Genomic DNA, 25,315 nt, shown 5'->3' with positions numbered 1-25,315 from the left:
AAGTTTATTTGTTTAAATTTTCCAGTAATCGACTTAACACATAGTCGATGGTCGCTAATCTGACTTCGCTGCGATCACCCTCAAATACCTGTTCATAAGTATCACAGCGCTTCTCGTCACAAATCGCCATCCACACCAAACCCACTGGCTTTTCGACACTCCCTCCACCGGGGCCTGCAATGCCACTCACAGCAATTGCCCAGTCGCTTTGGCACTGCTTCATAGCTCCGCGCGCCATTTGCTCAACACAGGCTTTAGACACCGCGCCTTGCTGTTCAAGTACCTCACTCGATACACCCAGCAACTTTTGTTTTAGTGCATTAGTGTAGGTGATGAGACCGCCATTGAACCAGCCAGAACTGCCTGCAATCTCTGTCAGAAGATAGCCTATTCCACCGCCGGTACACGACTCGGCCGTGGCTACAGTTTGACGCCGTTGCTTTAGTTGCTCTGCTAACGCATTTGCGTGTTTAATCAGTTGCGCCCAGTTTCCGCTGCTTGTTACCATAGACGCAGTCCTCGTTGAATAAAGATAATCATAGTATGCCAGTCTCACCGACCTCTGAACAGAGCATTCAGGCGCACACGCCGATGATGCAACAGTATCTAAGAATCAAAGCAGAACACCCCGATATGTTGCTGTTCTATCGGATGGGTGACTTTTACGAATTATTTTATGATGACGCTAAACGTGCGGCGCAATTGCTCGACATTTCGTTGACTAAACGAGGGGCAAGCAATGGCGAACCTATCCCGATGGCAGGTGTGCCCTACCATGCGGTTGAAAACTACTTGGCGCGTTTAGTCACCCGCGGTGAATCGGTCGCAATTTGCGAACAAGTGGGAGACCCTGCAACCAGTAAAGGTCCTGTCGAACGAAAAGTAGTGCGTATCCTCACGCCAGGAACCATTACTGATGAATCGCTACTCAATGATAAACAACAGAATCTATTGTCAGCTATTTGCGAGCTTAAATCGAGCTTTTCACTCGCGACGCTAGAGCTGAGCAGCGGTCGTTTTTGGCTTAGTGAGCCACAATCTCGCGAGCAGTTAGCCGCCGAGTTACAAAGACTACAGCCCGCAGAATTACTCTATCCCGAGGGAATGAGCTTAGCGCAGCTACCTTTGGCACATTGCCGTTGCAGAAAACGTTCGCCTTGGGAATTTGACGCCGATACTGCATTTAAACTTTTAACACAGCAGTTTGCGACCCGCCACTTAGCCGGCTTTGGGTTTAATCAACAGGAACCGATACTCGGTAGTGCCGGCGCTGTCATGCATTATGTGCAAGACACCCAACGTGCAGCCTTACCACACATTCGCTCAATTACACGTGAACCCACTGATGATGCCGTTATCCTCGACGCTGCAACACGTCGAAACTTAGAACTGAATCAAAGTGCTCACGGCGAATCGACTCACCTTACGGCGGTTCTAGATGAAACCGTCTGTGCAATGGGTAGCCGTAATTTTCAACGCTGGCTCCAGCGTCCTTTGCGTGACCATGGGATACTCAATCAGCGTTATGACGCAGTCGAGGCATTAATGACAGACGATCGATATCTCGATCTGCGTGAACACCTTAAAGCAATCACTGATATAGAACGAATCGTCGCACGAATTGGCTTACGTAGCGCACGTCCACGGGATTTTGCGAGACTGCGTGATAGCTTAGCGAGATTGCCAGAACTCAAAGCTGACTGTGGTGCTCCCGCATTGAGCTACTTAACTCAACGTATTGCGTCATTTGATGAGTTACTTGACGTACTCAATCGCGCTATCATCGAACAGCCTCCCGTGCTGATTCGGGATGGTGGTGTAATTGCGTCTGGCTATGATGCGGAGCTTGATGAATTGCGTGATCTTGCTACCGGTGCAACTGATTATCTGAATGCACTAGAACAACGCGAACGCGAGAGAACAGGCATAAGTTCACTGAAAGTGGGCTATAACAAAGTGCATGGTTACTTCATAGAAACTTCAAAAGCCGACGGAGATCAGGTTCCCGTCGAGTATCAGCGTCGACAAACTTTAAAAAATGCCGAACGTTATATCATTCCTGAATTAAAGGCGCATGAAGATAAAGTACTTACCGCCCAAGCCAAGTCATTAGCGCGTGAAAAAGCGCTATATGATGGGCTATACGACCACTGTCTACCGTTTGTTGACGAATTACAGCAAAGCGCATCGGCGATTGCCGAGCTAGACACGCTGTGTGCATTTGCAACACTGGCAGTCGAGCAAAACTACTGTCGACCTGCACTCGTCGAGCAAAGTGGCTTATTAAAACTCTCACAAGCGCGCCATCCCGTCATCGAACGATTAAGTGATGAGCCATTCATCCCCAATGACTTGGCAATGACTGATAAGCGGCGCTTACTGATGATCACGGGTCCAAACATGGGGGGCAAGTCGACGTATATGCGTCAGGCAGCGCTCATTGTCATCCTCGCGCACATGGGATGTTTTGTTCCCGCACGAGAGGCTGAAATTGGATTTGTGGATCGAATATTTACTCGTATTGGTGCATCAGACGACATCGCATCGGGTCGCTCCACTTTTATGGTAGAGATGACAGAGACCGCCAATATTTTGCATAACGCGACATCGGAAAGCTTGGTGTTAATGGATGAGATAGGCCGCGGTACGTCCACCTACGATGGGCTGTCGTTGGCTTGGTCGGTGGCTGAACAATTGGCGTCAAAACTCGACTGCCTTACATTATTTGCCACACATTATTTTGAATTGACTGAGCTTGCTGAACGTTTGGAGAACAGCTGTAACGTGCACGTCGAAGCGCAAGAGCATAACGATCACATCGTGTTTTTACACACCGTAGCGGAAGGTTCGGCCAACCGTAGTTTCGGCTTGCAGGTGGCTAAGTTAGCTGGCGTACCCAATAATGTAATCGAGCGGGCTAAGCGAAAACTCACGGAATTAGAGCAGCAGCCTAATAGCCCACAGATGGAAATACCTCTCTCCGAGACGACGACACCGGAGCCGACTGTAGACCCCCTACGTGAGGCACTAGAAGCGCTTGACTTAGATCAGATGACACCAATGCAAGCGCTAATGTGGCTCAATGAACAACGCAAAAAGCATTAATGCCCAGTGAATAGCGCTTCAAGCGTGAGCCCCTGTTGACGCAAGAAATCGCGTAGTTTACGCAACGCCTCAACCTGGATCTGTCGCACACGTTCGCGGGTCAAGCCTATTTCATGACCGACATCTTCAAGCGTCGACGGTTCATAACCCAATAGGCCGAAGCGACGCGCTAACACTTCCTTTTGTTTTGGATTGAGTGCATCCAACCATTCAGTGATGCGCTCTTTTAAATCACCGTCTTGTAAAACGCCTTCAGGCCCGTCATCAGCCTCATCAGTCAGAATATCAAGCAGTGCTTTATCATTGTCGCCACCGATGGGTGTATCAACCGATGTCACACGTTCATTGAGTCTCAACATTTTAGTGATGTCTTCGACCGGCTTATTTAAACTGGCTGCGATATCTTCAGCGGTCGGCTCATGGTCGAGCTTGTGAGCGAGCTCGCGCGCCGCGCGCAAATACACATTCAGTTCTTTAACCACATGGATGGGTAAACGAATGGTCCGTGTTTGATTCATAATCGCGCGTTCGATCGTTTGCCGGATCCACCACGTCGCATAGGTTGAAAAGCGAAATCCCCGCTCAGGATCAAATTTCTCGACTGCTCGAATAAGCCCCAAATTGCCCTCCTCGACGAGATCTAATAACGCTAAACCTCGATTACAGTAGCGTCGAGCAATTTTAACCACCAAGCGTAAATTACTTTCGATCATACGCTTACGTGCAGCAATATCGCCTTTGAGGGCTCTTCGAGAATAAAAAATTTCTTCTTCTGCAGTTAATAGAGGGGAAAAACCTATCTCGCTGAGATATATTTGCGTAGCGTCCATTTTACGCTGATATTGACCCGAGCTAACCAACGCTTCTTCGAGCGCCTGTTCCTCTTCTGAATTATCACGCACATCATCAGATAATGTTGAAGGATCGACTTCCCCTTCCTCCAACACATCGACTTCTTTCATGTCATCTTCAATTTCGCTTTTACGCTTACTACTCATGACGTTCCCCTTGCACTACTCTGCATACAGACCTCAACGTGTATCAGTCAAGGCCGAGCAGCTTACTTACCTAGTTGGGTAGGTAGTGTCTCGGGTTGACTGATTTGCCGCGATAACGCACTTCAAAGTGCAACATAACACGCGTGGTTCCTGAATCGCCCATTTCTGCAATTGGCTGTCCGACATCGACCCACTGTTGCTCAGAAACTAAAATTTTTTCGTTGTGTGCGTAGGCAGTAATAAAATCATCGTTATGTTTCAGAATGATTAAATTGCCATAGCCTCTCAGGCCACTTCCTACGTACACGACTTTTCCCGCAGCAGCGGCATGAACTGCATCACCTTTTTGGCCTGCAAAATCCAACCCTTTGTTACCTCGCTCGGCTAGCGAAAAATCACGTATAATTTTTTGCGTAACGGGCCAACGCCATTGGATGTCTTTGTTCTTAACTGACATCGTGTCTGGGCGTGAGACAACCGACTGACGTTCTTCTCGCCTCGGTTTAGCAACCACACGCTCCTTAACATTTGTTTTAGGATTTTGTTTTTCAATCGTTTTTTTACTGTATGTATTTTGAACATACTCTTTCGTATCAGGCTTGGCAACGGTTTGCGTTATATCTTTTTGATTCTCTGATGACGGTTTCTTAGAACTAGTAGTTTTGGGGCTGGGCACATCTAAACGCAGCATTTGTCCCGGAAATATAGTGTAAGGTTCGGCGATGTCATTAATACGCGCCAGCTGGTTAACATCCATGCTGGCGCGAAAAGCAATTGAATACAGCGTTTCCCCGCTCTGAACCTGGTACTGCTTAGCTTGCGCGAGGCTATCGGCTTCATAATCCTGATACGTTTTACCCGTATAGAGTGTCTCCACGGGCGCGGGTGCAGAACGTGACGAACAGCCAGCGACAATTAACTGTGCGCCAACTAGACTCAAAGTCAACACCTTATACAGGGTCATGAATAGCCAATCCTTAAGACATGAGTTTAACAATCAAGATTACAAGAATAGCGATAATAACGGTAGCCCAACCGATACGATCAACATACGTCCTCAGTTTGATCGCCATTTCAGGGCCTCCCCAGCGTAGCAGCCAAGCAACTAGGTAAAACCGTAATCCCCGACTCACTGCTGAGGCAAGTAAAAACGGTAAAAAAGCCATACTCAGCATACCGGCGCTCACCGTAAATAGCTTGTAGGGGATAGGTGAGAAGCCAGCGAGAAAAACAACCCAAATACCATAATGTTCGAACCAATTAACGATGGTTGCTAATTTATCCTCATAGCCCATCAATTCGACAAACGGTAAAACCGCAGCGTCATAGGCCCACATACCAAGCACAAACCCAACACAGCCACCCAACACTGAAGTCAGTGTTGTTATTCCCGCAAATCTGAATGCCCGCTTAGGCTGTGTCATTGCCATAGGCGCTAACATCACATCCGGGGGGATCGGAAAAAAAATAGCTTCGGAAAAACTCAACGCCGCCAGGATCCATTCCGCATGAGTATGCTGAGACCAGCGCAGCACAGCGTCGTACATCTTGGTAAATAGCTTCACTGAGTCGCTCCTTTAACTAAAGGCACAAACCGCACATCACCAATACGCTGCTGTTCGAATTCGTCGCCAAAACGCCTTACAACCGTTAGAGTTTGCTTAGTTTCACCCACAGGAATGATCAACACCCCTCCATCAGCAAGTTGCTCGAGCAATGCACTCGGCAATTCACTCGCTGCGGCGGTGACGATGATGCCATCAAATGGTGCCTTACTTGTCCAACCTTCCCATCCGTCACCGTGGCGCATCGAGACATTGTGGATATCGAGACTACGTAACCGGCGCTTAGCCTGATACTGCAGCTGGCCGATACGCTCTACGCTAAAAACCTGATCGACTAATTGCGCCAGTATCGCAGTTTGATAGCCTGAACCCGTGCCGATCTCTAACACGTGTTGGCAATGATGTTGAATCAGCAACTGTGTCATTGTTGCCACCATCAATGGTTGCGATATCGTTTGTCCATTCCCGATGGGCAACGCGGTGTTTTCATACGCTTTATGGGCAAGCGACTCCGGCATAAATCGCTCTCGCGGTGTCGCCTGAATGACATCCAGCACACGTTGATTAGTAATGCCTGCTTGCAACAATGTTTGTACTAATCGCTTCGCCATCCCTGAGTGATTTCTATTGAGCATCTTCCCGTTCCGCTAACCATTGATCTAATGTGTCTTGATGACGTTTTGCGGTCATATCCAGACTTAATGGTGTAATCGATACATAGCCCTCATGAATGGCTGCAAAATCAGTGTCTGGCGCATCATCTAAATGATGACCGATGGGCCCATACCAGAAGATCTCACGACCAAAGGGATCGCGATCACGCACCATAGTTTCAGCGCGGTGTCGACGGCCTAACCGAGTTACTCGTGTGCCTTTAATATCATTATAAGGCCCGTAAGGAACATTAACATTGAGCACGGTATCTAACTGAAGAGGCTTCGATTCCATACTTTCAACCAACTCGGCAACGACTTGCGCCGCCGTATCATAGTAGTCATGTCCGCGTCTCCCCATCGACACGGCAATGGCAGGCAGACCTTTAAACCGCCCTTCCATTGCAGCAGCCACTGTACCTGAATAAAACACATCGTCGCCCATGTTAGGTCCGTCATTAATGCCTGAAACCACTAAATCAACCTCTTCGGCAAACGGCGAGTTAGTGCCAATATGAACACAATCAGTCGGCGTGCCATTGAGCGAGTAAAAGCCATTATCGAGCTGTTGCAGACGCAGTGGATTATGCAGGGTCAGTGAATTACTCGCACCACTACAATTTCTATCTGGTGCTATCACGCGGACCTCAGCAATAGATTTTAAGGCTTGATACAGCGCGTGAATACCGGGCGCATGAACGCCGTCATCATTACTCAACAGAATCTTCATCATTTTCAGTCACCGACAAATCAATTAGTTCACTAATACACGCAGTTGCAAAACTGCCTTTAGGTAATTCAAAATAAATAACCGCATCGCTACCATCCCAACATAACTCAGGGTCAGTCGGTTTAAGACGCATAGCACGGCGGCTGGCTTTAACCTTTTTTGACGCTAAACAGTCAATAATGTCAGCCCACGGACTTACACAGTCGGTTTCAAACTGCTCAGCTTCCCCAGAAATGAGCGGCTTAGAAACCCAGCCGGGTTGACCAGCCGTCAACTGAATATCGCCAGTGGTAAGACGCTGTTTCAGCTCATCATCCCACTGCTCAACATGAAAAACTGATTGTGACCCGGATAGCATCACACAGTCACCTGCAAGCGTTTCAAAACCGTACTGCTGATAGCGTGAAGACGCTATTTGGTTGAATAGGAATGAGCGTACAGAGGACAACAACCGGCTTTGCTCTGGCTTTTTCACACGTTTGTTGCTGCCACCCGCTCGCAGCCATTCGAATCCACGAGCTAAGTTATTCTGGTCATGACCGAATCGTTGCGGGCCAAAATAGTTAAGCGTGCCGTCGGACACAAGCGAATTCCAGTTTTGCTCAAACAGTCCCTTATCGACAACATCACGCAAGCGGATCTTAAACTGATTCGCTTCATGTAAGCCGAGCTTGAGCTTCTTTTGTCGACGAATCACCTTCAGGACTTGGAATTCTTCATTGTTGAGCTGTTGCCAATCTAATGTCTCTTGCCCCGGCAATTGCACCGAAAACCATTGCTCAGTAACTGCGTTACGGTCTTTTAAACCCGCATAACTGACGTTTTTAGGTGAGGTATCAGCAAATCGGGCAAGCTGACGCGCAACAAACTGCGTATTGGCACCCCGCTTACGAATCCACAACCACTGATGTTCACCCTCTCCGTCGTCCGCGACATCAAGTCGTTCGGTCACAACGAAGTCTTCGGGGTGAAGTTTAAACTGTGCTTGCGTGCGTTTTGAATTGAGCCTAACTGGGTTAATTGCCGCATCTAACTGACTCATGACTGACCCGCCATTAATACCACTGCATGGCACGCTATACCTTCATTCCGACCCACAAAACCTAGCTTTTCCGTCGTTGTCGCTTTCACATTCACCGCATCACTCGCTACATCCAGTAGATTCGCAATACGTTGTCTCATCGCGTCGATGTGAGGTGCCATTTTAGGCTGCTGTGCCACGATAGTTACGTCGATATTTCCTACACCAAATTTACGTGAGGCAGCCAACTGCATAATATGAGTCAGTAGCCCACCACTGTCTGCGCCCGCAAATTGGGCATCGGTATCAGGGAAGTGACGTCCAATATCACCTAAACCCAATGCACCTAACACTGCGTCACTAATTGCGTGAAGCACAACATCACCGTCTGAGTGCGCCAAAAGACCATCAGCGTGCGGCACTTCAACACCACCTAGCATTAAGGGCTTATTCTCTGCGCCCCAGCGGTGCACGTCATAGCCATGACCAACACGAATATTCATCATGAGTGATTAATCTCTTCGTTTAAATAGTAACTGACCAACTCGATATCTTCCGGGAAGGTCACTTTGATATTTTTATATGAGCCCATGACCAATCGCGGTTGATAGCCAGCGAACTCCATAGCTGACGCTTCATCGGTTAGGCCTGGATGAGCGACGCCCATCTTGTTAATAGCCGCTATCAAAGGCTTAATCGCAAACACCTGAGGCGTTTGCGCTTGCCACAATCGCTCACGGGAAACCGTGCTGCTTATCGTCAAACTATCGGCTTGCGCTCGCTTTAAGGTATCGCGTACCGGCAACGCCACGATAGCGCCTTGATCTTGTAATGTGCCTTGTTCAATTACGTCCAGTAAGACGCTTAATGGCAAACAAGGTCGTGCTGCATCATGTACTAACGCATGACTAAAACCTTGTCGTGCTGCCTCTTTTAGACCCATCAGCACAGATTCAGCGCGCGACTCGCCGCCGGAAACCGTTTCAACCGCCTCAGGCCAGCGCGGATATAGGTTGATAGCCGTTGGGTTAACAGCAACGAAAACGCGTTGCACTTGAGGGGCACGCTGAATCGCAGCGAGCGTGTGAGAGAGTATTGGTTGAGATTGGATCTCAATAAATTGCTTAGGTTGCTCGCTTTGCATCCGGCTCCCGGTACCTGCTGCGGGAACGACGGCCGCGAGCTTAATCCCCGACGAAGATGACATATTACTGCTCAAGCCTCCTCGGGTGCACAAGACGGAAAAACACTTCTTCTTTTTTTATCATACCGAGTTCGTTGCGCGCGCGCTCTTCCAGCGCGTCTTCGCCCTCACGTAAGTCTTTAATATCCGCGTAAAGCACTTCGTTACGCCGCGCCAAGTTGTCATTCGCTTTGCGTTGATGTTGCACTTCTTGTTGCAAGCGCCAATAGTCTGGCAAGCTGTTCTTACCAAACCAAAGACGGTATTGTAGCGCTGCTAATACGCCAACCAGCAAAATAATGACAATTCGCATAAAGTGCTCTGGGGAAACATGTATTAGTGCCATTATGAAGTCTAAAACTGAGTATGCAAAGCCATTGAGGTGTTTTTTTGGAATATATCTATGCTGCAGTGATTATTTTCTTTGCCACCACCTTACAGGGGATCAGCGGCTTTGGCTCTGGCCTTGTGAGTGTGCCTTTGTTAGTGCTGTTTTTACCCATGACGACCATTACACCCACGTTGTCGATCGTGAACGTATTTTTAAGCGCAATTATCTATTACAAGAACCGAGACGCCGCGCATCCCCGTCAGTGGCTTTGGTTACTCGGGGCGGGATTCGCGTTTTCCATTGTTGGCAGCTTGCTCTTGGTCGAGGTCAACGAACGAGCAATCCAATGGCTGTTAGGGTTGCTCATCTTAACAGTCGTAGCTGTGTTGGTAAGTGGCCGCAATTTACCGACTTTTAATCATCGCCCCGGTCATGCCTGTGTCGGGGCTGCCTCGGGGGTACTTAACGGGCTCATGACCTTAGGTGGTCCCCCTATCATTCTCTTTCTTGCCAATGCCCGAGTTGACAAAACAACCTTTCGTGCCACCTTAGCGCTGTTCTTTTTGGTCATTGCCGTTGCCAACGTACTTACCTTTAGCACGCAAGCTGTATATCAAGCCCATCACCTCAAACTACTATCGGCGATGGTACCTTGCGCAGTGCTCGGCGCGATGTTTGGCCATTACCTACAACAGTTTGTCGTTGAACAGCAGTTTAAACGACTGACGCTAGGATTAATGTTATTATCCGGCGTATCTGTTTTATTTCAGGCGATATGGAGTAATTGAGTCGAGATGTTACCCGCTGAACTAGTAGTTTTATTACTCAATCTTGCGATCCTTTTGGTGTGTTATCTACACGTATTTCCGCGGGTTGCAGGCAATTCGCTGGGCAAGTTGGCACTCGCAAGCGCCAGTGCTATTGCCTTCGCGCTTGTAATTGTAGGCTGGAAATACATGGGATTGGGCTATCCATTTTTATTATTTGGAGGCTCATTAAATTGGTTTTGGTATACCCTGATTACTTACGCACTGATGGAAATTCCCATCGCCATTTGGTACTTGAAAAGAAACCCTTCTTAGCTAAATTACGTAGCTTTCGTGTTAAACTAGCCGCGATTTTAATGTAAAGGAGTCTCATATGGCCGCTTTTGGCACCGTTTTCATGCCTGAAATGAGTATTGCAGAATACCAGGATGGGCAGTGGCATTCCCCTCAAATAAGTACCGCGAATAGCTTGTCTTTGCATCCTGGTGCACATGCTTTGCATTACGCTAGTACCTGCTTTGAAGGATTAAAAGCGTTCAAGCATGCTGATGGTTCGGTTCATATTTTCAGGCTTGATCAAAATATCAAACGCATGCGTCAGAGCAGTAAATTGCTGGCTTTACCCGAGATCGATACGACGCTCCTTGAGGATATGATCGTTGATATCGTAAAGCATTTTAAAAACGAAGTGCCTAACCCGCCAGGCTCCATGTATATACGTCCAACGCATATCGGCACCGAGCCCGCGATTGGTAAAGCAGCCAGCCCAGCAACTCAGTCGTTGCTGTATGTGTTGTTATCGCCGGTGGGCGACTATTTTGCTGGCGGCACGCGTCCGTTAAAACTGTTGATTGAAACTGACGGCATGCGTTGTGCACCACATATGGGTATGATTAAAAGTGGTGGTAACTACGCCAGTGCATTAAGTCCAATTATGCAAGCACGCGCCCAATACGATGCTGACCAAGTACTGTTTTGCCCAAATGGGGATGTGCAGGAAACAGGCGCTGCCAACTTCTTACTCATCGACGGTGATGAGGTTATTACCAAAGATTTGGATAGCAGTTTCTTACACGGTATTACCCGTGACTCAATTCTGACACTCGCTAAAGACATGGGCATGAAGGTGAGTGAGCGTGCCTTGTCAGTTGATGAACTCCTCGACCGTGCACAAAAGCCGGCTACCGAAGCGGCGTTGTCTGGCACAGCGGCAGTGCTGACCCCCGTTGGTTCGCTGATTCACAATGAGCAAACTATCACCATCGGCAGCGGCGAAGAAGGCCCCAAAACGCAATTATTGCGTCGCGCGTTAAATGAGATTCAATGGGGTGAACGAGCAGATTCATTTGGCTGGTTAACTACCGTTTAACCTCGTCCATCGCGCACAACAAAGGTTTCCAAGAGCACCACGGGTTGCCCATCGTCGGGCAACTCAATGATGCCCTGTTCAATAAAGCCGAGTTTATCTAACAATGTTAGCGAAGCGGCGTTGCTCGGGTTGCAAATGGCACTCAGACGCGTGAGGCGTGTACTCTGAGCTACGCGCTCCATCAGCGAGCGTGCTGCTTCAATGGCGTAGCCCTGTCCTGTATACACGTTTGATAACGCATATCCGATATCTGGGTGATCGAGAAAGTCACGCTTTAACAGCCCCATTAATCCTATCGGTTTACCATCCTGCTTACGCACCATCAACATCAGGCCTAAGTCATAGTGCCGGTACTGCATTTGCGGCCCTGTCTCGATATAGTTGATAGCGTTATCAATGGTTCTGACCTGCTTATCAGCGATTTGTTTAATGAATTCAGGCTCATTGAGTAATGTTAATATAAACTCCGCATCCGTCCCTTTAAGCGGTCTAATCACGAGCCTTTCTGTTTGCCAAGTCGAAATCAGTTTCATAGCACGTCCTTAATCATGGGCTATTAGCATAACTCAAACTTGCAACTTTAGATATTTAGACTATTATCTAAATATCTAACTAATGGTAATATCTTCATAATGAAACAACAACTGGTATTCAAAGCGCTTGCCGACGGCACTCGCAGAGATATTCTTCGTGTATTGCGCTCTGGCTCTAAAAGTGCGGGTGAGCTAAGTGAGGAGTTTTCAATTACTAAAGCTTCTCTCTCACATCATCTAGCGTTATTGCTGAGTGCCGAGTTAGTGCGCCGCGAGCGCCGCGGGCAGCAGCTCATATATTCGCTTAATAGTTCAGTCGCCGAAGAGGTCATGGCGATCTTATTTGGTCTATTTTCTCACAAGGAGGACTCATGACCTTTACGCTCCCTTGGAAGCATCGTTGGATTAGCTGGTTACTGATTGTATTAAGTGCCGTTTTTGTGGGCGCGCTCTACAACCAGCTACCGCAAGAAATCCCTAGTCACTGGAACTTTGAAGGTGAAATCGATGCCTATCAGTCAAAACCTCTTGGCGCCTGGCTGATGACACTGATTATGGTTGGACTTTGGGCGTTCATGGAATGCCTGCATGTGCTCTCTCCTAAAGGCTACAAAATAAATAGTTTCCGCACGACTGTCGGCTTAATTACCAACTTGATGCTAGGCTTTATTTTGCTGATTCAAGTAGTCCAACTGAGTGTTGCGCTCGGAGCTGAACTTGAGTTACCAACAATCATCGTTGTCGGTGTCGGCGTCTTATTTATCTGTTTGGGTAATTACTTAGGTAAGCTGCGGAAGAACTTCTTTATTGGTATTCGCACGCCTTGGACCTTAGCCAGCGATGAAGTCTGGTATAAAACACACCGTTTGGGAAGTTACTGTTTTGTCATTATTGGCGCGATACTCGTGTCGAAAGCCTGGTGGCCTATGCCACCGACTATGCTCATCGCGCTCATTGTTGTGCTTGCACTTGTGCCCACAGTTTACTCGTTCGTTATATACCGACGACTACACTCGGGTGATAACGAAGACTAAGTGTTTTTATTTTTATCTTCATACATGCGTTCATCAGCTACGTGCAGGAGTTCTTCAAGCGAGCGTCCCTCAGCCGGGAACTCCGCACGGCCAACACTGGCGTGAATGGTTAACTCGCCCTTCTCAAACACAAAAGGGTGCTCGCGCAAGTGTTCAACGATGTCTTTAACACTATCGCTGTTACCAAGCTCACTCGTTTTGAGAGGACGTAACACGACAAACTCATCACCACCGATGCGCCCGGCTTCCTTGGCATTCACGTAGGTGTTCAATATTGACGCAACATGCATGAGAAACCGATCGCCGACCGCATGCCCGTACTGGTCATTAATAGGTTTAAACTTATTCAAATCAATATAAATGACTTCTAATGGCTTATCATTGCGCGATGCTAACGACTTAAAACGTTGCGTTAGTGCTCTTCGATTGAGTAATCCTGTCAAAACATCCGTTTGTGCTTGTTGATGCAACGCACGATAACTGCGGCTCAGTAGCGCGATGACGGCGGCAAGTACAATGACCCCGGCGTAACCGAAGAAGCGCAGCCAACCCATGCCACTGACTTTTGTATTCGAGTGTTTTGCGCGCGCATGGATCTGCCAAGTTTCATTAAACACATCAAGTTCAGTCGTCGCATCCGCCGTGTTTAAAATATCAGGATTGCCGAGAAAAACCTCCTCACCCAGCTTTTCGACCGAAGCGCGACTTAACGCAAGCTCGTAGTCCGCAGCGCTCCCTTCACGAACGCGTCGCATGATTTCTGATATATCCACCAATAACCGTACCGAACCCCAGTAAAATCCTGAGAAAGTGAAGTGTCGAGTATAGATTGGTAATGTCACATCTAACGCCAGTGCACCATTTTCTAATAAACGTGGGGAGGAAACTTGATAGTTTTCAAATAACTGTGCAACTGGCGATGTGAGGTCGTATTGCTTGGGTGCTTGGCTTGTCCATAACGTCATAGCCGGCGTTATTGGATAGGCAAACAATAAGTCTTGGTTACGCCAAACCGATACTCGTTTGACCACAGGACTCTCTTTAAGAATAGACACCGCGAGTAAGCGCGTGTTAACCGGTTCAGTGACAGGCTGCACAGAGAAATAGGAAGAAAATGCAAAGGCTGCACGAGACGCTTCACCAAACAATTGCTCCATTTGAGAGCGAATACCGACTAATTCAGTCGTTGCTCGGTTACTTTTAAGCTGCTGATACTGCGATGAGGTTAAATTAATAACCCACTCAACACAGGCGATGCCGACCAAAAATACAACGACTAACAAACCATGAAGAAAATTAAGTTGTAATCCTTTAAACCTATCTAGCAACAGCAAATATCCTTAATCACAATCAGTTAGGCTACCTAATGAAGTGCATTGTATCGTGAATTCATAATTAATCCATCCACATTCGCAACAGGTTTTGATAGCTTTTAGAGAGCAGAAGGTATTGTTCACTGCGTCCCTTCGCCTCAAACTCCTGCATGACGGCTTGCTGCATATCAAACAGTAAAGCGCGTTGCTGAGCATCCCTCACCCAACTCTGACACCAACCAACTAACGCAGTGCGTTGACCTGCTGTCACAGGCTCTACCTGATGCAAAAAGTGACTTGGATAGATCAGCACATCCCCCGCATCTAAGCGCCAGCTTCGCTCGCCACTATGTTCGTCTATCGTTAATGCACCACCTTGATACTCGTCAAGCGCAGATAACGAGAGTGTAAAAGAGATATCGGTGCGCGCTTGATTCATGAGTGCGTCATCCACATGAACACCGTAACTTTGCTCATTTTGATAGCGATTGATCATGCTTCGTGCAATTGTTTTCGGACGTAAAGCAGCCTCCACCCAGGGGTTTCTCAGCATGCGCTGAAGCGTAAAATCAACCAGTCCTTGCGCTTTTTGGTCAACACTCAATTGCTGATTGTTTTTAACAGATTTAGCCCCTGCCCCCGCGGATAATTTGCCATCAGTGAAGGTATGCTGAGCAAGTTTCTCGTTAATTACATCAATGGTGGGTTTATCGATGACTTGCTGTAAGTGGATAATCATATTGAGAACATACCTTTTATTTGCGAATAGTTATCATTTTTGAGATTATAACTGAAATAACATTGAGCAAAAACAAGGATTCCATGATGAGAGAAAAACGCAAGAGTTGGATTGCGGTCAGTTCGGCGATTGGTGCCTCGGTGGTCATCAGTCAAGGTGCCGTTGCGACAACCAGCCCTCATACCAGCCTAGCCCCCGCTACATTACTCACTGCGCCGGGTCCAATGATGGAAGGCGAAGGTGAAGGCGCTGTAAGCGTGGATTTAACCACCAATGATTCAGCGTTTTTAGCGCAACTTGGTTTAATACGTGGTCATTTATGGGTCGGCATGAAGCTTTATGAGCAAGGTCATCTAGAAATGGCGAAGACCCATATGAAACACCCCGGTGATGAGCTCTACGCGGGCTTAGTGAGTGCCTTCGAAGCGCGCGACCTACCGGGCTTCGCAAAACCATTGAGCGATTTAGCCGATAGCGTCAATAATGATGCCGATAAGGCCGTCGTAATGGAAAACTACGCCGCATTGAAAGACGCTATTGCGGCTAATGAACCTTTGGCATCAATGACCGCAGCTGAAGTCCTAAAAAGTATCGCCAGCATGTTACTCACCTCAGCCGATGAGTACGCCATTGGTATCAAACAAAACCAAGTGGTTAATGTGCATGAGTTTCAAGACGCGTATGGATTTCAGCAAATCGCGTTGAGCCGTCTCGATGCGTTGTCTGAAGCACAACGAGCAGGTGCCGAAGAGGCTATCTCAGAAACGCGTAAGGTTATTCACGGACTTGACGAGCTTTGGCCAACCACCACACCTGAGGGTGAGCTCGAAGGTGATGCAAGCCTGATTTACGGTGCGGCATCACGCATCGAAATGGAAGCTAATGGCATTTAACGCGCGATTTTGAGTGCCACTTTAAACTGACGCCAGTCTAGAGTGGCTACCAGCAATAGTTCGCGTAAGGTGAGCGTTCGGGGGTTAACGCGCCCCCGATGATTCCATTGATGACCGCAACAGGCTGCGGTCATAATACGTTTGGTCGGCTTCAGCAAGGTTAAATCAGATGACTCACCCTCACCGCTAAAGCTAAACCACCCCTGATAGTTTAAATGCACACGATGGTGCTTACTATCGACGCGGTCAATACTATCAAGCACAATCGTCTTAAACTCACTCGTTTCGTAACGCACGGGAACCACGAGCCCGAGTGCCGCATGCTGTTTAAACCACGCGTGTTGCTTTTGCGCTGTGCCTGTTCCTGCTGGGCAGGTTGTTGCCTGAGGCGCTTGCCAACTGGCGTTCTGTGCATCGAGTTGTAACGGACTGTGCTGTGCCGCTTGCAATGAACCGTGTGCGGCATGGCGCACGTAAAATGGAAGGCTCGCTAAACGTCGGCGCAATAAGCCGGCATCTAGCTCTTCTTGTGAGAGTTGTATTAATGTTCTTTCATACAAAGCTGAGCAGAGCTCAGCGATATCGCTGTGCTCTGCTATCGGCTGAAAAATGTCGGCCTGCGAATTATCCAGCTTTGACTTCTTGTCGACCGCGGTATGGCGCTTTGCCATCCAACTCACCTTCAATGCGTAGCAATTGATTGTATTTGGCTACACGATCCGAACGGCAAAGCGAGCCGGTTTTAATTTGACCGGCGGCTGTGCCAACTGCTAAATCTGCAATGGTTGCGTCTTCAGTCTCACCCGAACGGTGACTGATAACCGCAGTGTAACCTGCTTTACGCGCCATCTCGATCGCTGCCAAGGTTTCTGTCAGACTACCAATCTGATTAAATTTAATCAAAATTGAATTTGCGATACCCTTGTCGATACCTTCTTGCAAGATACGCGTGTTAGTCACGAACAGGTCATCACCCACCAACTGTACACGGTCACCTAGCTTTTCAGTCAACACTTTCCAACCATCCCAGTCGGACTCGTCTAAACCGTCTTCAATGGAAATAATCGGATAACGATCACATAACTCAGCAAGATAGCTGGCGAATCCCTCTGCATCAAAGGACTTGCCTTCGCCGCTCAGGTTGTACTGACCGTCTTTGTAAAATTCAGATGCAGCACAGTCTAACGCAAGCGTTACATCGTCACCCATGCGATAACCTGCTTTTTCAACCGCTTCGACGATGACTTGTAGCGCTTCTTCGTTAGAGCCTAAGTTCGGCGCGAAACCACCTTCGTCGCCCACTGCAGTGCTCAAACCGCGCTGCTGGAGCACTTTTTTCAGCGCATGGAAGATTTCAGCGCCCATACGCAAGCCTTCTTTAAAGCTTGACGCGCCAACCGGCTGAATCATGAACTCTTGAATATCGACGTTATTGTCCGCGTGTTCACCACCGTTAAGGATGTTCATCATCGGTAGTGGCATGCTGTAGGTCTCAGGCGTATTATTGAGTTCAGCAATATGCTGGTACAACGGCATGTTTTTATAGGCTGCAGCTGCTTTAGCGACGGCCAAAGAAACGGCCAAGATAGCGTTGGCGCCCAGTTTTTCTTTGTTATCGGTGCCGTCTAAACGCAACATAATTTCATCAATCGCGTTTTGGTTAACCGCTTCAGCGCCACGCAAGGCTTCGGCAATCGCGCCATTAATATTGGCAACCGCTTGCTCAACACCCTTACCTAAGTAACGGTTTTTATCACCGTCGCGTAACTCAAGCGCCTCTCGTGAACCTGTTGAAGCACCGCTGGGTGCGGCAGCGCGACCCATGTGGCCTGACTCTAAATAAACGTCTGCTTCTACCGTCGGGTTACCACGCGAATCCATAATCTCACGCGCAACAATACGGGTAATTGTGCTCATTATAAAATCCTTATTAATTAACCTAAACGCTCTTTATTAAACTGACCAGCGGCCTCGATAAAGCCTTTAAATAAGCCATGACCGTCGCGCGGTGTCGAAGTAAATTCAGGGTGAAATTGAACCGCAATAAACCAGCGGTGTTCAGGAATTTCAACCACTTCAACAAGACGTTTATCATGCGAGAAGCCTGAAAATTTCAATCCTGCTTTCTCTAACGCTTCGATGTAGTTATTGTTGACTTCGTAGCGATGGCGGTGACGTTCTTCGATCACTTCAGCACCGTACATCTTGCTTGCTTTCGAGCCTTTCTCTAAATGACATTCCTGTGCACCTAAACGCATCGTGCCACCTAAATCGGAGCTTTCGTCGCGCAACTCTTTTTGACCGTTAGCATCCATCCACTCGGTAATCAAACCCACCACCGGTTGTTTGCAATCGGGCTGAAACTCAGTGCTGTTCGCATCCTTCATCCCGGCCACATTGCGTGCGTACTCGATAAGCGCGACTTGCATACCTAAGCAAATACCTAAATACGGAATATTATTTTCACGCGCATACTGCGCGGCTTTTAGCTTGCCATCGATACCCCGATCACCAAAACCACCCGGCACTAAAATAGCGTCGACATCAGCTAACTTACTGGTGCCTTTGGTTTCGATGTCTTGTGCATCAATATAGCGAATATTAACCGTAAGACGGTTTTTTAAACCTGCATGCGCAAGGGCTTCATTAACCGATTTATACGCATCCGGTAACTCAACATACTTACCAACAAAACCGACGGTCACTTCGCCGTTAGGATTCGATTCTTGATACAGTACTTGCTCCCATTCGCTCAAATCAGCCTCTGGGCAATCAAGACGGAAGCGATGTGTCACGATCTCATCGAGTCCTTGCGACTTCAGCATCGATGGGATCTTATAGATACTGTCGACATCACGCAGACCAATGACCGCTTTCTCCTCAACATTGGTGAAAAGCGCGATTTTTGAACGCTCTGAAGGTGGCAGCGAACGATCCGAACGACAGACTAAAACATCCGGCTGAATACCAATCGAGCGCAGCTCTTTCACGGAGTGTTGCGTGGGCTTGGTTTTTACCTCGCCCGCAGCACCCAAGAAAGGCACTAACGTCAAATGCATAAACAAGGTGTGATCACGGCCGACTTCAGTGCCAAGTTGGCGAATCGCTTCTAAGAAAGGTTGTGATTCGATATCACCCACGGTACCACCGATTTCGATAATCGCGATATCCGAGCCTTTGCCGCCTTCAATAATGCGACGTTTAATTTCATTGGTGATATGCGGAATGACCTGAATGGTCGCACCGAGGAATTCACCTTTACGCTCACGACGGATAATGTCTTCGTACACGCGCCCGGCAGTAAAGTTATTATGACTGGTCATACGTGTGCGGATAAAGCGCTCATAATGACCTAAATCGAGGTCTGTTTCTGCGCCATCAACGGTGACGAAAACCTCACCGTGTTGGATCGGACTCATAGTGCCTGGATCGACGTTAATATAAGGGTCGAGCTTTAGAATGGTGACATTCAGGCCCCGTGCTTCAAGAATCGCAGCCAGTGAAGCTGCAGCAATACCTTTCCCCAGCGAGGATACAACGCCGCCGGTTACGAAAATATAATTTGTCGCCATGTGTTACCCAGTTGGTCAGGTCAATGTAGGGATTTCTTAAGACGGGAAAATAGTATACCTAAGCGCGCCCATTTCTACAAACAAAAGCATCACTTTTGCGCCGATTTTACCTCTTGCCAAAGTGCTTCAAGTTGGTCCAAACTCAGTTCGTCCGCCGCTTGTTCACGGGCGCTTAGCATCGCTTCAATCGCTTGAAAACGCTGCACAAATTTATTGTTCGCTCTCTGAAGCGCACGTTCTGGGTTCACCTGCTTATGGCGAGCAAGGTTAATCACCGCAAATAATAAATCACCGATTTCTTCTTCCAAGTGGTCATCGTTTTCGGCAGTGCGAACCTCATCGATCTCTTCATAAACCTTTGCATAAATGGGTTCTTCTTCCGTCCAGTCGAAGCCGACAGAAGCCGCTCGCTTTTGAAGCTTAGCGGCTTTTAGCACACTCGGTAACTGACTTGGAATATCTTTAAAAACAGTTTCTGCTTGCTGGCTTTTACGCTCTTGTTGCTTTATCGCTTCCCACTGCTGCTTTATCTCGGCATCGGATAAAGCACCGTCGGTTTGCTCGAACACATGGGGATGACGGCGTATCAGTTTATCGGCGGTATGCTGAGCAATAGCCTCAAAATCAAAGCTTCCCTCTTCCTCACCAAGTTGAGCATAAAATACGACTTGAAACAGTAAGTCACCGAGTTCATCTTTCATCGCTGCGCGATCGCCCCCATTGATCGCGTCGACCACCTCATAGGTTTCTTCGATGGTATAGGGTAGCAACGACTCAAAAGTCTGTTTGAGGTCCCACGGACAGCCGTGTTGTTTGTCGCGTAGCTGCTGCATAACCTGTTTGAGCGCCTCGATACCCACTGCTTGCATGATTGTTAACTCCTTTGAACTTGTTCAATGCCGGGTAATTGGCGTAAATGCTGAATGATCTTTTGCAACGCCTGGTTATTTTTAACCGCTAACTTCAGCCAAATGGTCGCCGACTGCGACTGCGCATCTGACTCACTATCCATTTGTAATACCGCTGCTTTTTCGTTGGCCAGAACACTGGTGATATCGTGCAACAAGCCATTTCTATCCAACGCTGAAATACGAACCGACGCGCGATACTCTTTCTGCGTGCGAGCAGACCAAGACACTTCAATGCCCCGTTCAGGATGTTGCGAGAGCAGATGCTGTAATTGATCGCAGTCTTGCCGATGAACCGAAACGCCACGCCCTTGGGTTATAAATCCACGAATCGGTTCGCCGGGGATCGGTTGGCAACAGCGTGCAAACTGCATCATTAAGTTACCAATCCCTTCAATAGTCACTTCGGAGGTACCACCGACGGGCTTACTTGACTGTGCGGTGCGCTTTTTAATCCGTGCGAGCTGCTGCTCTTCCGTCGGTGCCGGCTTAATAAAGTTGACCACTTGATGAAGTCTAATATCGCCTGCGCCAATAGCGGCTAGCAGATCATCTAACTGGCTCACATTAAAGCGTTCAAGCGCTTTAGTGGCAGCATTTAAACTCAAACCGTGCTTGCTTAGCTCTTGCTCGAGCAGTTCTTTACCGGCTTGTAAATTCTTATCGCGATCCTGCTTTTTAAAGTAAGTATGTACTTTACTGCGCGCGCGTGAAGAATGCAGATAGCCCATTTGCGGATTTAACCAATCACGACGTGGTTGCGCACTTTTCTGAGTTAGTATTTCAACTTTGTCACCGTTTTGCAGTTGGTACGTGAACGGTACGATGCGACCATCAATTTTCGCGCCGACACAGCGATGACCGACCTGACTATGGATATAATAGGCAAAATCCAAGGGTGTAGAGCCCGCGGGAAGATCAATGACCTCACCTTTCGGCGTGAACACATAGACCCGATCTTCAAATACCTGGGAACGTATCTCTTCGACTAACGAATCGCTCCCAGCCATATCTTCATGCCAAGCCAGTAGCTTACGCAGCCATGCGATCTTTTCTTCGAAACCATGCCGTTTACCGGCTTGCGCGCCTTCCTTATACATCCAGTGCGCGGCAACCCCGAGTTCTGCATCATCGTGCATTTCATGGCTACGAATTTGAATTTCGACATTTTTGTTGTCGGGACCGACCACCACCGTATGGATCGATTGGTAGCCATTCGGTTTTGGCGTTGCCACATAATCATCAAACTCTGAGGATAAATGGCGCCAACGTGAGTGCACAACACCTAAAGCGGCGTAACAGTCTTTCAAAGAATGCGTCAAAATTCGTACAGCGCGAATATCAAATAACTGCTCAAAGCTAAGATGCTTTTTCTGCATTTTGCGCCAAATCGAAAAAATGTGTTTGGGACGACCGTAAACGTCAGCGATGATGCCCTGCTCCTGCAAGGAATGTTGCAAGTCCTCGACAAAGTCATGGATATAACTTTCTCGATCTAAACGCCGCTCATCGAGCTGCTGTGCGATGCTTTTGTAGGTTTTGGGATGCAGGTAGCGAAAGGCGATATCTTCCAATTCCCATTTGAGCTGTCCAATACCCAAACGATTGGCTAATGGCGCGTATATTTCTGCGCACTCCTTAGCCGCTAATACGCGTGTCTCCTCATCCGCATTTTTCACCTCGCGCAGAAAGCAGATACGCTCGGCGAGCTTAATAAGCACCGCGCGAACATCTTCAACCATAGACAACAGCATGCGCCGCACGTTATCGATTTGCGCGCCATCAGGTTGGCCATGTTGAAAGGACTGTAACTCAGAAATATTCTGCATTTGCTGGACGTTGCGCAGTAACACTTGCAATGAACGTTCGATCGGCAAGTCGTCAATATCAAGCATCACCTTATCGACCAGGGGAGCGTACAATGCTGCAAGCAACGACTCAGTATCAAGATTGAGTGGAGCCAAAATCTCCACCATCTCTTTGCCTTTGAGTAAGGCATCAGCGTGGTCCGAATAGCGCTTGGCGAGCATGTTCGCGGTTTCTTCCAGTGTGCTGACATCTTTGACACTGACTAACCAGTGTTGTGCCGCATCCTGATACTGCGGATCATCAACATGTGTACTGCGAACATGGACCATGACTTTATACTACCTTTTTGAAGCTCACCATTGTTTCAATGTGATGCGTTTGTACAAACATGTCAACTAAACTGATATGCGTAATCTCATAGCCGTTATCCAATAACCAACGACTATCGCGAGCCAGTGTATCCGGCGAGCAAGAAACGTACACAATTTGCACAGGTTGTTTATCTGCTTCGAGTTGTGCGATGCTCTGACAGACCTTTTCGGCACCGGCCCGTGCCGGATCAAGAAGAACACGTTGAAAGCCCTTTTTGAGTAAACGACTCACTTGATCAGTACTGAGGTCAAAAGTCTGTGCGTGAACATTACTGAGATCTGCAGCCGCCGCGTTAGCAGCCAATTGCGTGGTCATTGCTGATACACCTTCGACTGCGGTCACCGATTTTACACGCCGTGCGAGCGGCAAAGTAAAATTACCAATGCCCGCGAACAGATCGAGGATTTCATCCTCGGCTTGTGGTGCCAACCAATTCAGTGCCTGCTTGACCATTTGCTGATTAACTTTCGCGTTCACCTGTATAAAGTTCCCAGGCATGAATACCAGTCGATCGCCATCAATGGTCTCATCGAAGCAGACTACGTCCTCCGCCAATGAAGTAATTTGCTGACCATCATCGAGCCAAAGCGTACACTGACTGTGACTCGAAAAGGCTCGGAGGCACTTTTCTTGCTCCGAACTTAAAGACTGAGTGATACGCAGACACAGGTGTACATCGCGCGCTTTGATCAACTCGATATGACCCAACTTAGGGCCTATTTGAGCTTCGTAAAGTACTGACCGAAGATCATCAAGCACACGATTAAGAGCGCTATCTAAAACCGCGCACTGCGGAATATCAACAATATGTTTGCTTGAGCGCGCCCGAAAACCTAACCGCATCGGCTCTGCTGTGTTGCGTTGATAAATCGCCAAGCGTGCCTTTCGACGATATTGCCAATCATCGGCGATTAACGTCTCATGCCAAGGTAACTCGTCTCGCACACCTGCCATTTTAGCGAACAATTCAGTGACTACCTGCTGTTTATGACGCCGCTGGTGTGTCTCATTAATATGCTGTAAATCGCATCCACCACAGTCTTCATAGTAGGGACATGGCGCCTGACGCCTCTCCTCGGAAGCGTTTTGGCGTGCAAGCAATTCGGTATTTTGTTGTCCGGTCACCTTAAATTGAGCCGTCTCGCCCGGTAGCACTTGTGGAACAAAATAAACCCGATTTTTGCCCTGCTTTGATAGCCTAACCACACCGCGTCCCTGATGGTCGAGCGCATCTGCAGTACCTGTTAATACATAATTCGATGTGGATTTTTTGCGGCCTTTGGGCTTAAAAAACTGCGCCATTGTTTAACTACTCGTTTCTAAAATCACTGTCGCGATAGCAAACCCACTATCATCACTAATGCTCAAGTGTGCATGGGCGATGCCGTATTGCTCGCACCATTGCAGAGCTCGCTGATAAAACACCCACTCGGGTCGCCCTAGCGCATCATTGCGGACTTCCATATGTTGAAATGAAAGCCCTTGCGCAATGCCCGTACCAAATGCTTTGGCACACGCCTCCTTTGCTGCAAATCGTTTGGCTAAGTAATCTGCTGGGGCACGGTGTTGCGACCAAATATCTTGTTCATATTCGGTTAATACGCGTTTTACCAGGCCATTGCCGCGCGCCAGCGATGTCTCCACTCGCGCAACAGCAATCATATCAGTGCCCATGCCAAATATCGCCATTAGCGAGCTCGCTCAAGAATTGCTTTCATGTCGCGTACAGCGCGATCTAGACCCACCAATACAGCGCGCGCAATAATTGAGTGGCCAATGTTTAACTCAACTACCTGCGGAATTTGCGCGATTTCAAGTGTATTGTGATAGTGCAGTCCATGACCCACATTGACCTGCAAGCCCTGTTTATCTGCATAAGTTGCGGCTTCTTTTAATAACTGAAACTCGTGTTCACGTTGCGCATGCGTTTCCGCCTCCGCGTATGCACCTGTATGTAGTTCAATAATAGGCGCACCACACGCTTTTGCTGCATCAATTTGCGCATGGTTAGGGTCGATAAATAACGAGACTAAAATGCCGGCATCGGCAAGCTGCTTAACAGCTGCGGCTATACGTTGTTGTTGGCCCACGACATCCAACCCGCCCTCGGTTGTGAGCTCTTCGCGTTTCTCTGGAACTAAACAACTGTAAGTCGGCTGTGTATCAATCGCGATACCGATCATTTCGTCGGTGCACGCCATCTCTAAGTTCATAGGAACATTAAGCGTCTGCCGTAACATGGCTACATCGCGATCGGTGATGTGACGACGATCTTCGCGCAGGTGTATGGTAATTCCGTCAGCCCCCGCTTGCTCGGCAATGGCTGCCGCAGTCACCGGATCGGGGTAACTAACACCACGCGCGTTACGTACGGTGGCGACGTGATCAATATTGACACCTAAACGGATATTTTTCATCGT

At 48.1% G+C, this 25,315-nt stretch carries 28 protein-coding genes; 7 read left to right on the top strand and 21 right to left on the bottom strand.

Annotated features, from left to right (window positions below):
- Nucleotides 1-4: 4 nt before the first annotated feature.
- On the bottom strand, nucleotides 5-508 hold the full coding sequence (locus tag AWU56_RS03905; RefSeq protein WP_006956032.1) for a CinA family protein: 504 nt from the start codon (nucleotides 506-508) through the stop codon (nucleotides 5-7).
- A gap of 35 nt (nucleotides 509-543) precedes the next feature.
- Between AWU56_RS03905 and mutS the strand changes: the two genes are divergently transcribed.
- A complete protein-coding gene (gene mutS, locus AWU56_RS03900) occupies nucleotides 544-3,105 on the top strand; it encodes a DNA mismatch repair protein MutS (protein ID WP_286681809.1) in 2,562 nt (853 codons plus the stop codon).
- Here the strand turns inward: mutS and rpoS are convergent.
- The 9 genes from rpoS to ftsB all read right to left on the bottom strand — a co-directional run bounded on the left by rpoS (nucleotide 3,102) and on the right by ftsB (nucleotide 9,568).
- Nucleotides 3,102-4,103 (bottom strand): RNA polymerase sigma factor RpoS, encoded by a 1,002-nt coding sequence (rpoS, locus tag AWU56_RS03895; protein WP_006956034.1) that lies wholly within the window; start codon nucleotides 4,101-4,103, stop codon nucleotides 3,102-3,104. The two genes, mutS and rpoS, sit on opposite strands and share 4 nt — an antisense overlap.
- A gap of 70 nt (nucleotides 4,104-4,173) precedes the next feature.
- Entirely contained in the window at nucleotides 4,174-5,067 is an 894-nt protein-coding gene (locus tag AWU56_RS03890; protein ID WP_286681808.1) for a peptidoglycan DD-metalloendopeptidase family protein, read from the bottom strand.
- A gap of 13 nt (nucleotides 5,068-5,080) precedes the next feature.
- Nucleotides 5,081-5,668, bottom strand: a complete 588-nt coding sequence (locus tag AWU56_RS03885) for a YqaA family protein (protein ID WP_286681807.1) — start codon at nucleotides 5,666-5,668, stop codon at nucleotides 5,081-5,083.
- Entirely contained in the window at nucleotides 5,665-6,303 is a 639-nt protein-coding gene (locus AWU56_RS03880; RefSeq protein ID WP_006956037.1) for a protein-L-isoaspartate(D-aspartate) O-methyltransferase, read from the bottom strand. Before AWU56_RS03880 ends, AWU56_RS03885 begins: the two co-directional genes overlap by 4 nt.
- Complete coding sequence (gene surE / locus AWU56_RS03875) at nucleotides 6,293-7,054, bottom strand: 5'/3'-nucleotidase SurE (RefSeq protein ID WP_286681806.1); 762 nt, start codon at nucleotides 7,052-7,054, stop codon at nucleotides 6,293-6,295. Before surE ends, AWU56_RS03880 begins: the two co-directional genes overlap by 11 nt.
- Complete coding sequence (gene truD / locus AWU56_RS03870) at nucleotides 7,032-8,093, bottom strand: tRNA pseudouridine(13) synthase TruD (RefSeq protein WP_286681805.1); 1,062 nt, start codon at nucleotides 8,091-8,093, stop codon at nucleotides 7,032-7,034. The genes surE and truD overlap by 23 nt, the downstream gene beginning before the upstream one ends.
- On the bottom strand, nucleotides 8,090-8,575 hold the full coding sequence (ispF, locus tag AWU56_RS03865; RefSeq protein ID WP_286681875.1) for a 2-C-methyl-D-erythritol 2,4-cyclodiphosphate synthase: 486 nt from the start codon (nucleotides 8,573-8,575) through the stop codon (nucleotides 8,090-8,092). Before ispF ends, truD begins: the two co-directional genes overlap by 4 nt.
- A complete protein-coding gene (ispD, locus tag AWU56_RS03860) occupies nucleotides 8,575-9,291 on the bottom strand; it encodes a 2-C-methyl-D-erythritol 4-phosphate cytidylyltransferase (RefSeq protein WP_286681804.1) in 717 nt (238 codons plus the stop codon). The genes ispF and ispD overlap by 1 nt, the downstream gene beginning before the upstream one ends.
- Nucleotides 9,281-9,568, bottom strand: a complete 288-nt coding sequence (gene ftsB / locus AWU56_RS03855) for a cell division protein FtsB (RefSeq protein ID WP_006956042.1) — start codon at nucleotides 9,566-9,568, stop codon at nucleotides 9,281-9,283. The genes ispD and ftsB overlap by 11 nt, the downstream gene beginning before the upstream one ends.
- A gap of 77 nt (nucleotides 9,569-9,645) precedes the next feature.
- On the opposite strand from ftsB, the gene AWU56_RS03850 reads away from it, so the two are divergent.
- Genes AWU56_RS03850 through AWU56_RS03840 form a run of 3 tightly spaced genes read left to right on the top strand, consistent with a single transcriptional unit; the run spans nucleotide 9,646 to nucleotide 11,722 of the window.
- Nucleotides 9,646-10,374, top strand: a complete 729-nt coding sequence (locus AWU56_RS03850) for a sulfite exporter TauE/SafE family protein (RefSeq protein ID WP_286681803.1) — start codon at nucleotides 9,646-9,648, stop codon at nucleotides 10,372-10,374.
- 6 nt (nucleotides 10,375-10,380) lie between these two features.
- Nucleotides 10,381-10,668 carry a hypothetical protein gene (locus AWU56_RS03845; protein ID WP_286681802.1) on the top strand — a complete coding sequence of 96 codons (288 nt, stop codon included), beginning with the start codon at nucleotides 10,381-10,383 and terminating at the stop codon, nucleotides 10,666-10,668.
- Nucleotides 10,669-10,726: 58 nt separating this feature from the next.
- The gene (locus tag AWU56_RS03840) at nucleotides 10,727-11,722 is read left to right on the top strand and encodes a branched-chain amino acid aminotransferase (protein ID WP_286681801.1); all 996 of its coding nucleotides are present in this window, start codon (nucleotides 10,727-10,729) and stop codon (nucleotides 11,720-11,722) included.
- Here AWU56_RS03840 and AWU56_RS03835 read toward each other — a convergent pair.
- Nucleotides 11,719-12,255, bottom strand: a complete 537-nt coding sequence (locus AWU56_RS03835) for a GNAT family N-acetyltransferase (protein ID WP_286681800.1) — start codon at nucleotides 12,253-12,255, stop codon at nucleotides 11,719-11,721. The two genes, AWU56_RS03840 and AWU56_RS03835, sit on opposite strands and share 4 nt — an antisense overlap.
- 99 nt (nucleotides 12,256-12,354) lie before the next feature.
- Between AWU56_RS03835 and AWU56_RS03830 the strand changes: the two genes are divergently transcribed.
- Nucleotides 12,355-12,630, top strand: coding sequence for an autorepressor SdpR family transcription factor (locus AWU56_RS03830; protein WP_006956050.1), 276 nt, complete (start codon nucleotides 12,355-12,357; stop codon nucleotides 12,628-12,630).
- Nucleotides 12,627-13,289, top strand: a complete 663-nt coding sequence (locus AWU56_RS03825; RefSeq protein ID WP_286681799.1) for an SdpI family protein — start codon at nucleotides 12,627-12,629, stop codon at nucleotides 13,287-13,289. The genes AWU56_RS03830 and AWU56_RS03825 overlap by 4 nt, the downstream gene beginning before the upstream one ends.
- Here the strand turns inward: AWU56_RS03825 and AWU56_RS03820 are convergent.
- Together AWU56_RS03820 and AWU56_RS03815 are read right to left on the bottom strand one after the other, a co-directional pair.
- Complete coding sequence (locus AWU56_RS03820) at nucleotides 13,286-14,617, bottom strand: sensor domain-containing diguanylate cyclase (protein WP_286681798.1); 1,332 nt, start codon at nucleotides 14,615-14,617, stop codon at nucleotides 13,286-13,288. The genes AWU56_RS03825 and AWU56_RS03820 overlap by 4 nt on opposite strands.
- Nucleotides 14,618-14,684: 67 nt before the next feature.
- Nucleotides 14,685-15,341 (bottom strand): Fe2+-dependent dioxygenase, encoded by a 657-nt coding sequence (locus tag AWU56_RS03815; RefSeq protein WP_006956057.1) that lies wholly within the window; start codon nucleotides 15,339-15,341, stop codon nucleotides 14,685-14,687.
- A gap of 83 nt (nucleotides 15,342-15,424) precedes the next feature.
- Between AWU56_RS03815 and AWU56_RS03810 the strand changes: the two genes are divergently transcribed.
- Nucleotides 15,425-16,234, top strand: coding sequence for a 4-helix bundle domain-containing protein (locus AWU56_RS03810; RefSeq protein ID WP_286681797.1), 810 nt, complete (start codon nucleotides 15,425-15,427; stop codon nucleotides 16,232-16,234).
- Here the strand turns inward: AWU56_RS03810 and AWU56_RS03805 are convergent.
- The 8 genes from AWU56_RS03805 to pdxJ form a co-directional block, all read right to left on the bottom strand.
- Complete coding sequence (locus AWU56_RS03805; RefSeq protein WP_286681796.1) at nucleotides 16,231-16,905, bottom strand: hypothetical protein; 675 nt, start codon at nucleotides 16,903-16,905, stop codon at nucleotides 16,231-16,233. The genes AWU56_RS03810 and AWU56_RS03805 overlap by 4 nt on opposite strands.
- Complete coding sequence (eno, locus tag AWU56_RS03800; RefSeq protein ID WP_272978067.1) at nucleotides 16,859-18,151, bottom strand: phosphopyruvate hydratase; 1,293 nt, start codon at nucleotides 18,149-18,151, stop codon at nucleotides 16,859-16,861. Before eno ends, AWU56_RS03805 begins: the two co-directional genes overlap by 47 nt.
- Before the next feature lie 17 nt (nucleotides 18,152-18,168).
- Complete coding sequence (gene pyrG, locus AWU56_RS03795; protein ID WP_286681795.1) at nucleotides 18,169-19,806, bottom strand: CTP synthase; 1,638 nt, start codon at nucleotides 19,804-19,806, stop codon at nucleotides 18,169-18,171.
- A gap of 89 nt (nucleotides 19,807-19,895) precedes the next feature.
- Nucleotides 19,896-20,675 (bottom strand): nucleoside triphosphate pyrophosphohydrolase, encoded by a 780-nt coding sequence (gene mazG, locus AWU56_RS03790; protein WP_286681794.1) that lies wholly within the window; start codon nucleotides 20,673-20,675, stop codon nucleotides 19,896-19,898.
- A gap of 5 nt (nucleotides 20,676-20,680) precedes the next feature.
- Nucleotides 20,681-22,852: a GTP diphosphokinase gene (gene relA / locus AWU56_RS03785; RefSeq protein WP_286681793.1), complete on the bottom strand. Its 2,172-nt coding sequence runs from the start codon at nucleotides 22,850-22,852 to the stop codon at nucleotides 20,681-20,683.
- A gap of 4 nt (nucleotides 22,853-22,856) precedes the next feature.
- Nucleotides 22,857-24,197, bottom strand: coding sequence for a 23S rRNA (uracil(1939)-C(5))-methyltransferase RlmD (gene rlmD, locus AWU56_RS03780; protein ID WP_286681792.1), 1,341 nt, complete (start codon nucleotides 24,195-24,197; stop codon nucleotides 22,857-22,859).
- A gap of 3 nt (nucleotides 24,198-24,200) precedes the next feature.
- Nucleotides 24,201-24,584, bottom strand: a complete 384-nt coding sequence (gene acpS / locus AWU56_RS03775) for a holo-ACP synthase (RefSeq protein ID WP_006956070.1) — start codon at nucleotides 24,582-24,584, stop codon at nucleotides 24,201-24,203.
- Nucleotides 24,584-25,312, bottom strand: coding sequence for a pyridoxine 5'-phosphate synthase (gene pdxJ, locus AWU56_RS03770; protein WP_286681791.1), 729 nt, complete (start codon nucleotides 25,310-25,312; stop codon nucleotides 24,584-24,586). Before pdxJ ends, acpS begins: the two co-directional genes overlap by 1 nt.
- Between the last annotated feature and the right edge of the window lie 3 nt (nucleotides 25,313-25,315).

The organism is Idiomarina sp. T82-3 (genome assembly GCF_001577655.1).
Lineage (GTDB): Bacteria > Pseudomonadota > Gammaproteobacteria > Enterobacterales > Alteromonadaceae > Idiomarina > Idiomarina baltica.
This window is presented reverse-complemented; position numbering and strand designations above follow the sequence as displayed.

Coding starts and splice junctions, on each gene's coding strand:
- AWU56_RS03905 (WP_006956032.1), bottom strand. CDS start 508: ATGGTAACAAGCAGCGGAAACTGGGCGCAACTGATTAAACACGCAAAT.
- mutS (WP_286681809.1), top strand. CDS start 544: ATGCCAGTCTCACCGACCTCTGAACAGAGCATTCAGGCGCACACGCCG.
- rpoS (WP_006956034.1), bottom strand. CDS start 4,103: ATGAGTAGTAAGCGTAAAAGCGAAATTGAAGATGACATGAAAGAAGTC.
- AWU56_RS03890 (WP_286681808.1), bottom strand. CDS start 5,067: ATGACCCTGTATAAGGTGTTGACTTTGAGTCTAGTTGGCGCACAGTTA.
- AWU56_RS03880 (WP_006956037.1), bottom strand. CDS start 6,303: ATGCTCAATAGAAATCACTCAGGGATGGCGAAGCGATTAGTACAAACA.
- surE (WP_286681806.1), bottom strand. CDS start 7,054: ATGATGAAGATTCTGTTGAGTAATGATGACGGCGTTCATGCGCCCGGT.
- truD (WP_286681805.1), bottom strand. CDS start 8,093: ATGAGTCAGTTAGATGCGGCAATTAACCCAGTTAGGCTCAATTCAAAA.
- ispF (WP_286681875.1), bottom strand. CDS start 8,575: ATGAATATTCGTGTTGGTCATGGCTATGACGTGCACCGCTGGGGCGCA.
- ftsB (WP_006956042.1), bottom strand. CDS start 9,568: ATGCGAATTGTCATTATTTTGCTGGTTGGCGTATTAGCAGCGCTACAA.
- AWU56_RS03845 (WP_286681802.1), top strand. CDS start 10,381: ATGTTACCCGCTGAACTAGTAGTTTTATTACTCAATCTTGCGATCCTT.
- AWU56_RS03840 (WP_286681801.1), top strand. CDS start 10,727: ATGGCCGCTTTTGGCACCGTTTTCATGCCTGAAATGAGTATTGCAGAA.
- AWU56_RS03835 (WP_286681800.1), bottom strand. CDS start 12,255: ATGAAACTGATTTCGACTTGGCAAACAGAAAGGCTCGTGATTAGACCG.
- AWU56_RS03830 (WP_006956050.1), top strand. CDS start 12,355: ATGAAACAACAACTGGTATTCAAAGCGCTTGCCGACGGCACTCGCAGA.
- AWU56_RS03825 (WP_286681799.1), top strand. CDS start 12,627: ATGACCTTTACGCTCCCTTGGAAGCATCGTTGGATTAGCTGGTTACTG.
- AWU56_RS03815 (WP_006956057.1), bottom strand. CDS start 15,341: ATGATTATCCACTTACAGCAAGTCATCGATAAACCCACCATTGATGTA.
- AWU56_RS03810 (WP_286681797.1), top strand. CDS start 15,425: ATGATGAGAGAAAAACGCAAGAGTTGGATTGCGGTCAGTTCGGCGATT.
- AWU56_RS03805 (WP_286681796.1), bottom strand. CDS start 16,905: ATGGCAAAGCGCCATACCGCGGTCGACAAGAAGTCAAAGCTGGATAAT.
- eno (WP_272978067.1), bottom strand. CDS start 18,151: ATGAGCACAATTACCCGTATTGTTGCGCGTGAGATTATGGATTCGCGT.
- pyrG (WP_286681795.1), bottom strand. CDS start 19,806: ATGGCGACAAATTATATTTTCGTAACCGGCGGCGTTGTATCCTCGCTG.
- mazG (WP_286681794.1), bottom strand. CDS start 20,675: ATGCAAGCAGTGGGTATCGAGGCGCTCAAACAGGTTATGCAGCAGCTA.
- relA (WP_286681793.1), bottom strand. CDS start 22,852: ATGGTCCATGTTCGCAGTACACATGTTGATGATCCGCAGTATCAGGAT.
- rlmD (WP_286681792.1), bottom strand. CDS start 24,197: ATGGCGCAGTTTTTTAAGCCCAAAGGCCGCAAAAAATCCACATCGAAT.
- acpS (WP_006956070.1), bottom strand. CDS start 24,584: ATGGCGATATTTGGCATGGGCACTGATATGATTGCTGTTGCGCGAGTG.
- pdxJ (WP_286681791.1), bottom strand. CDS start 25,312: ATGAAAAATATCCGTTTAGGTGTCAATATTGATCACGTCGCCACCGTA.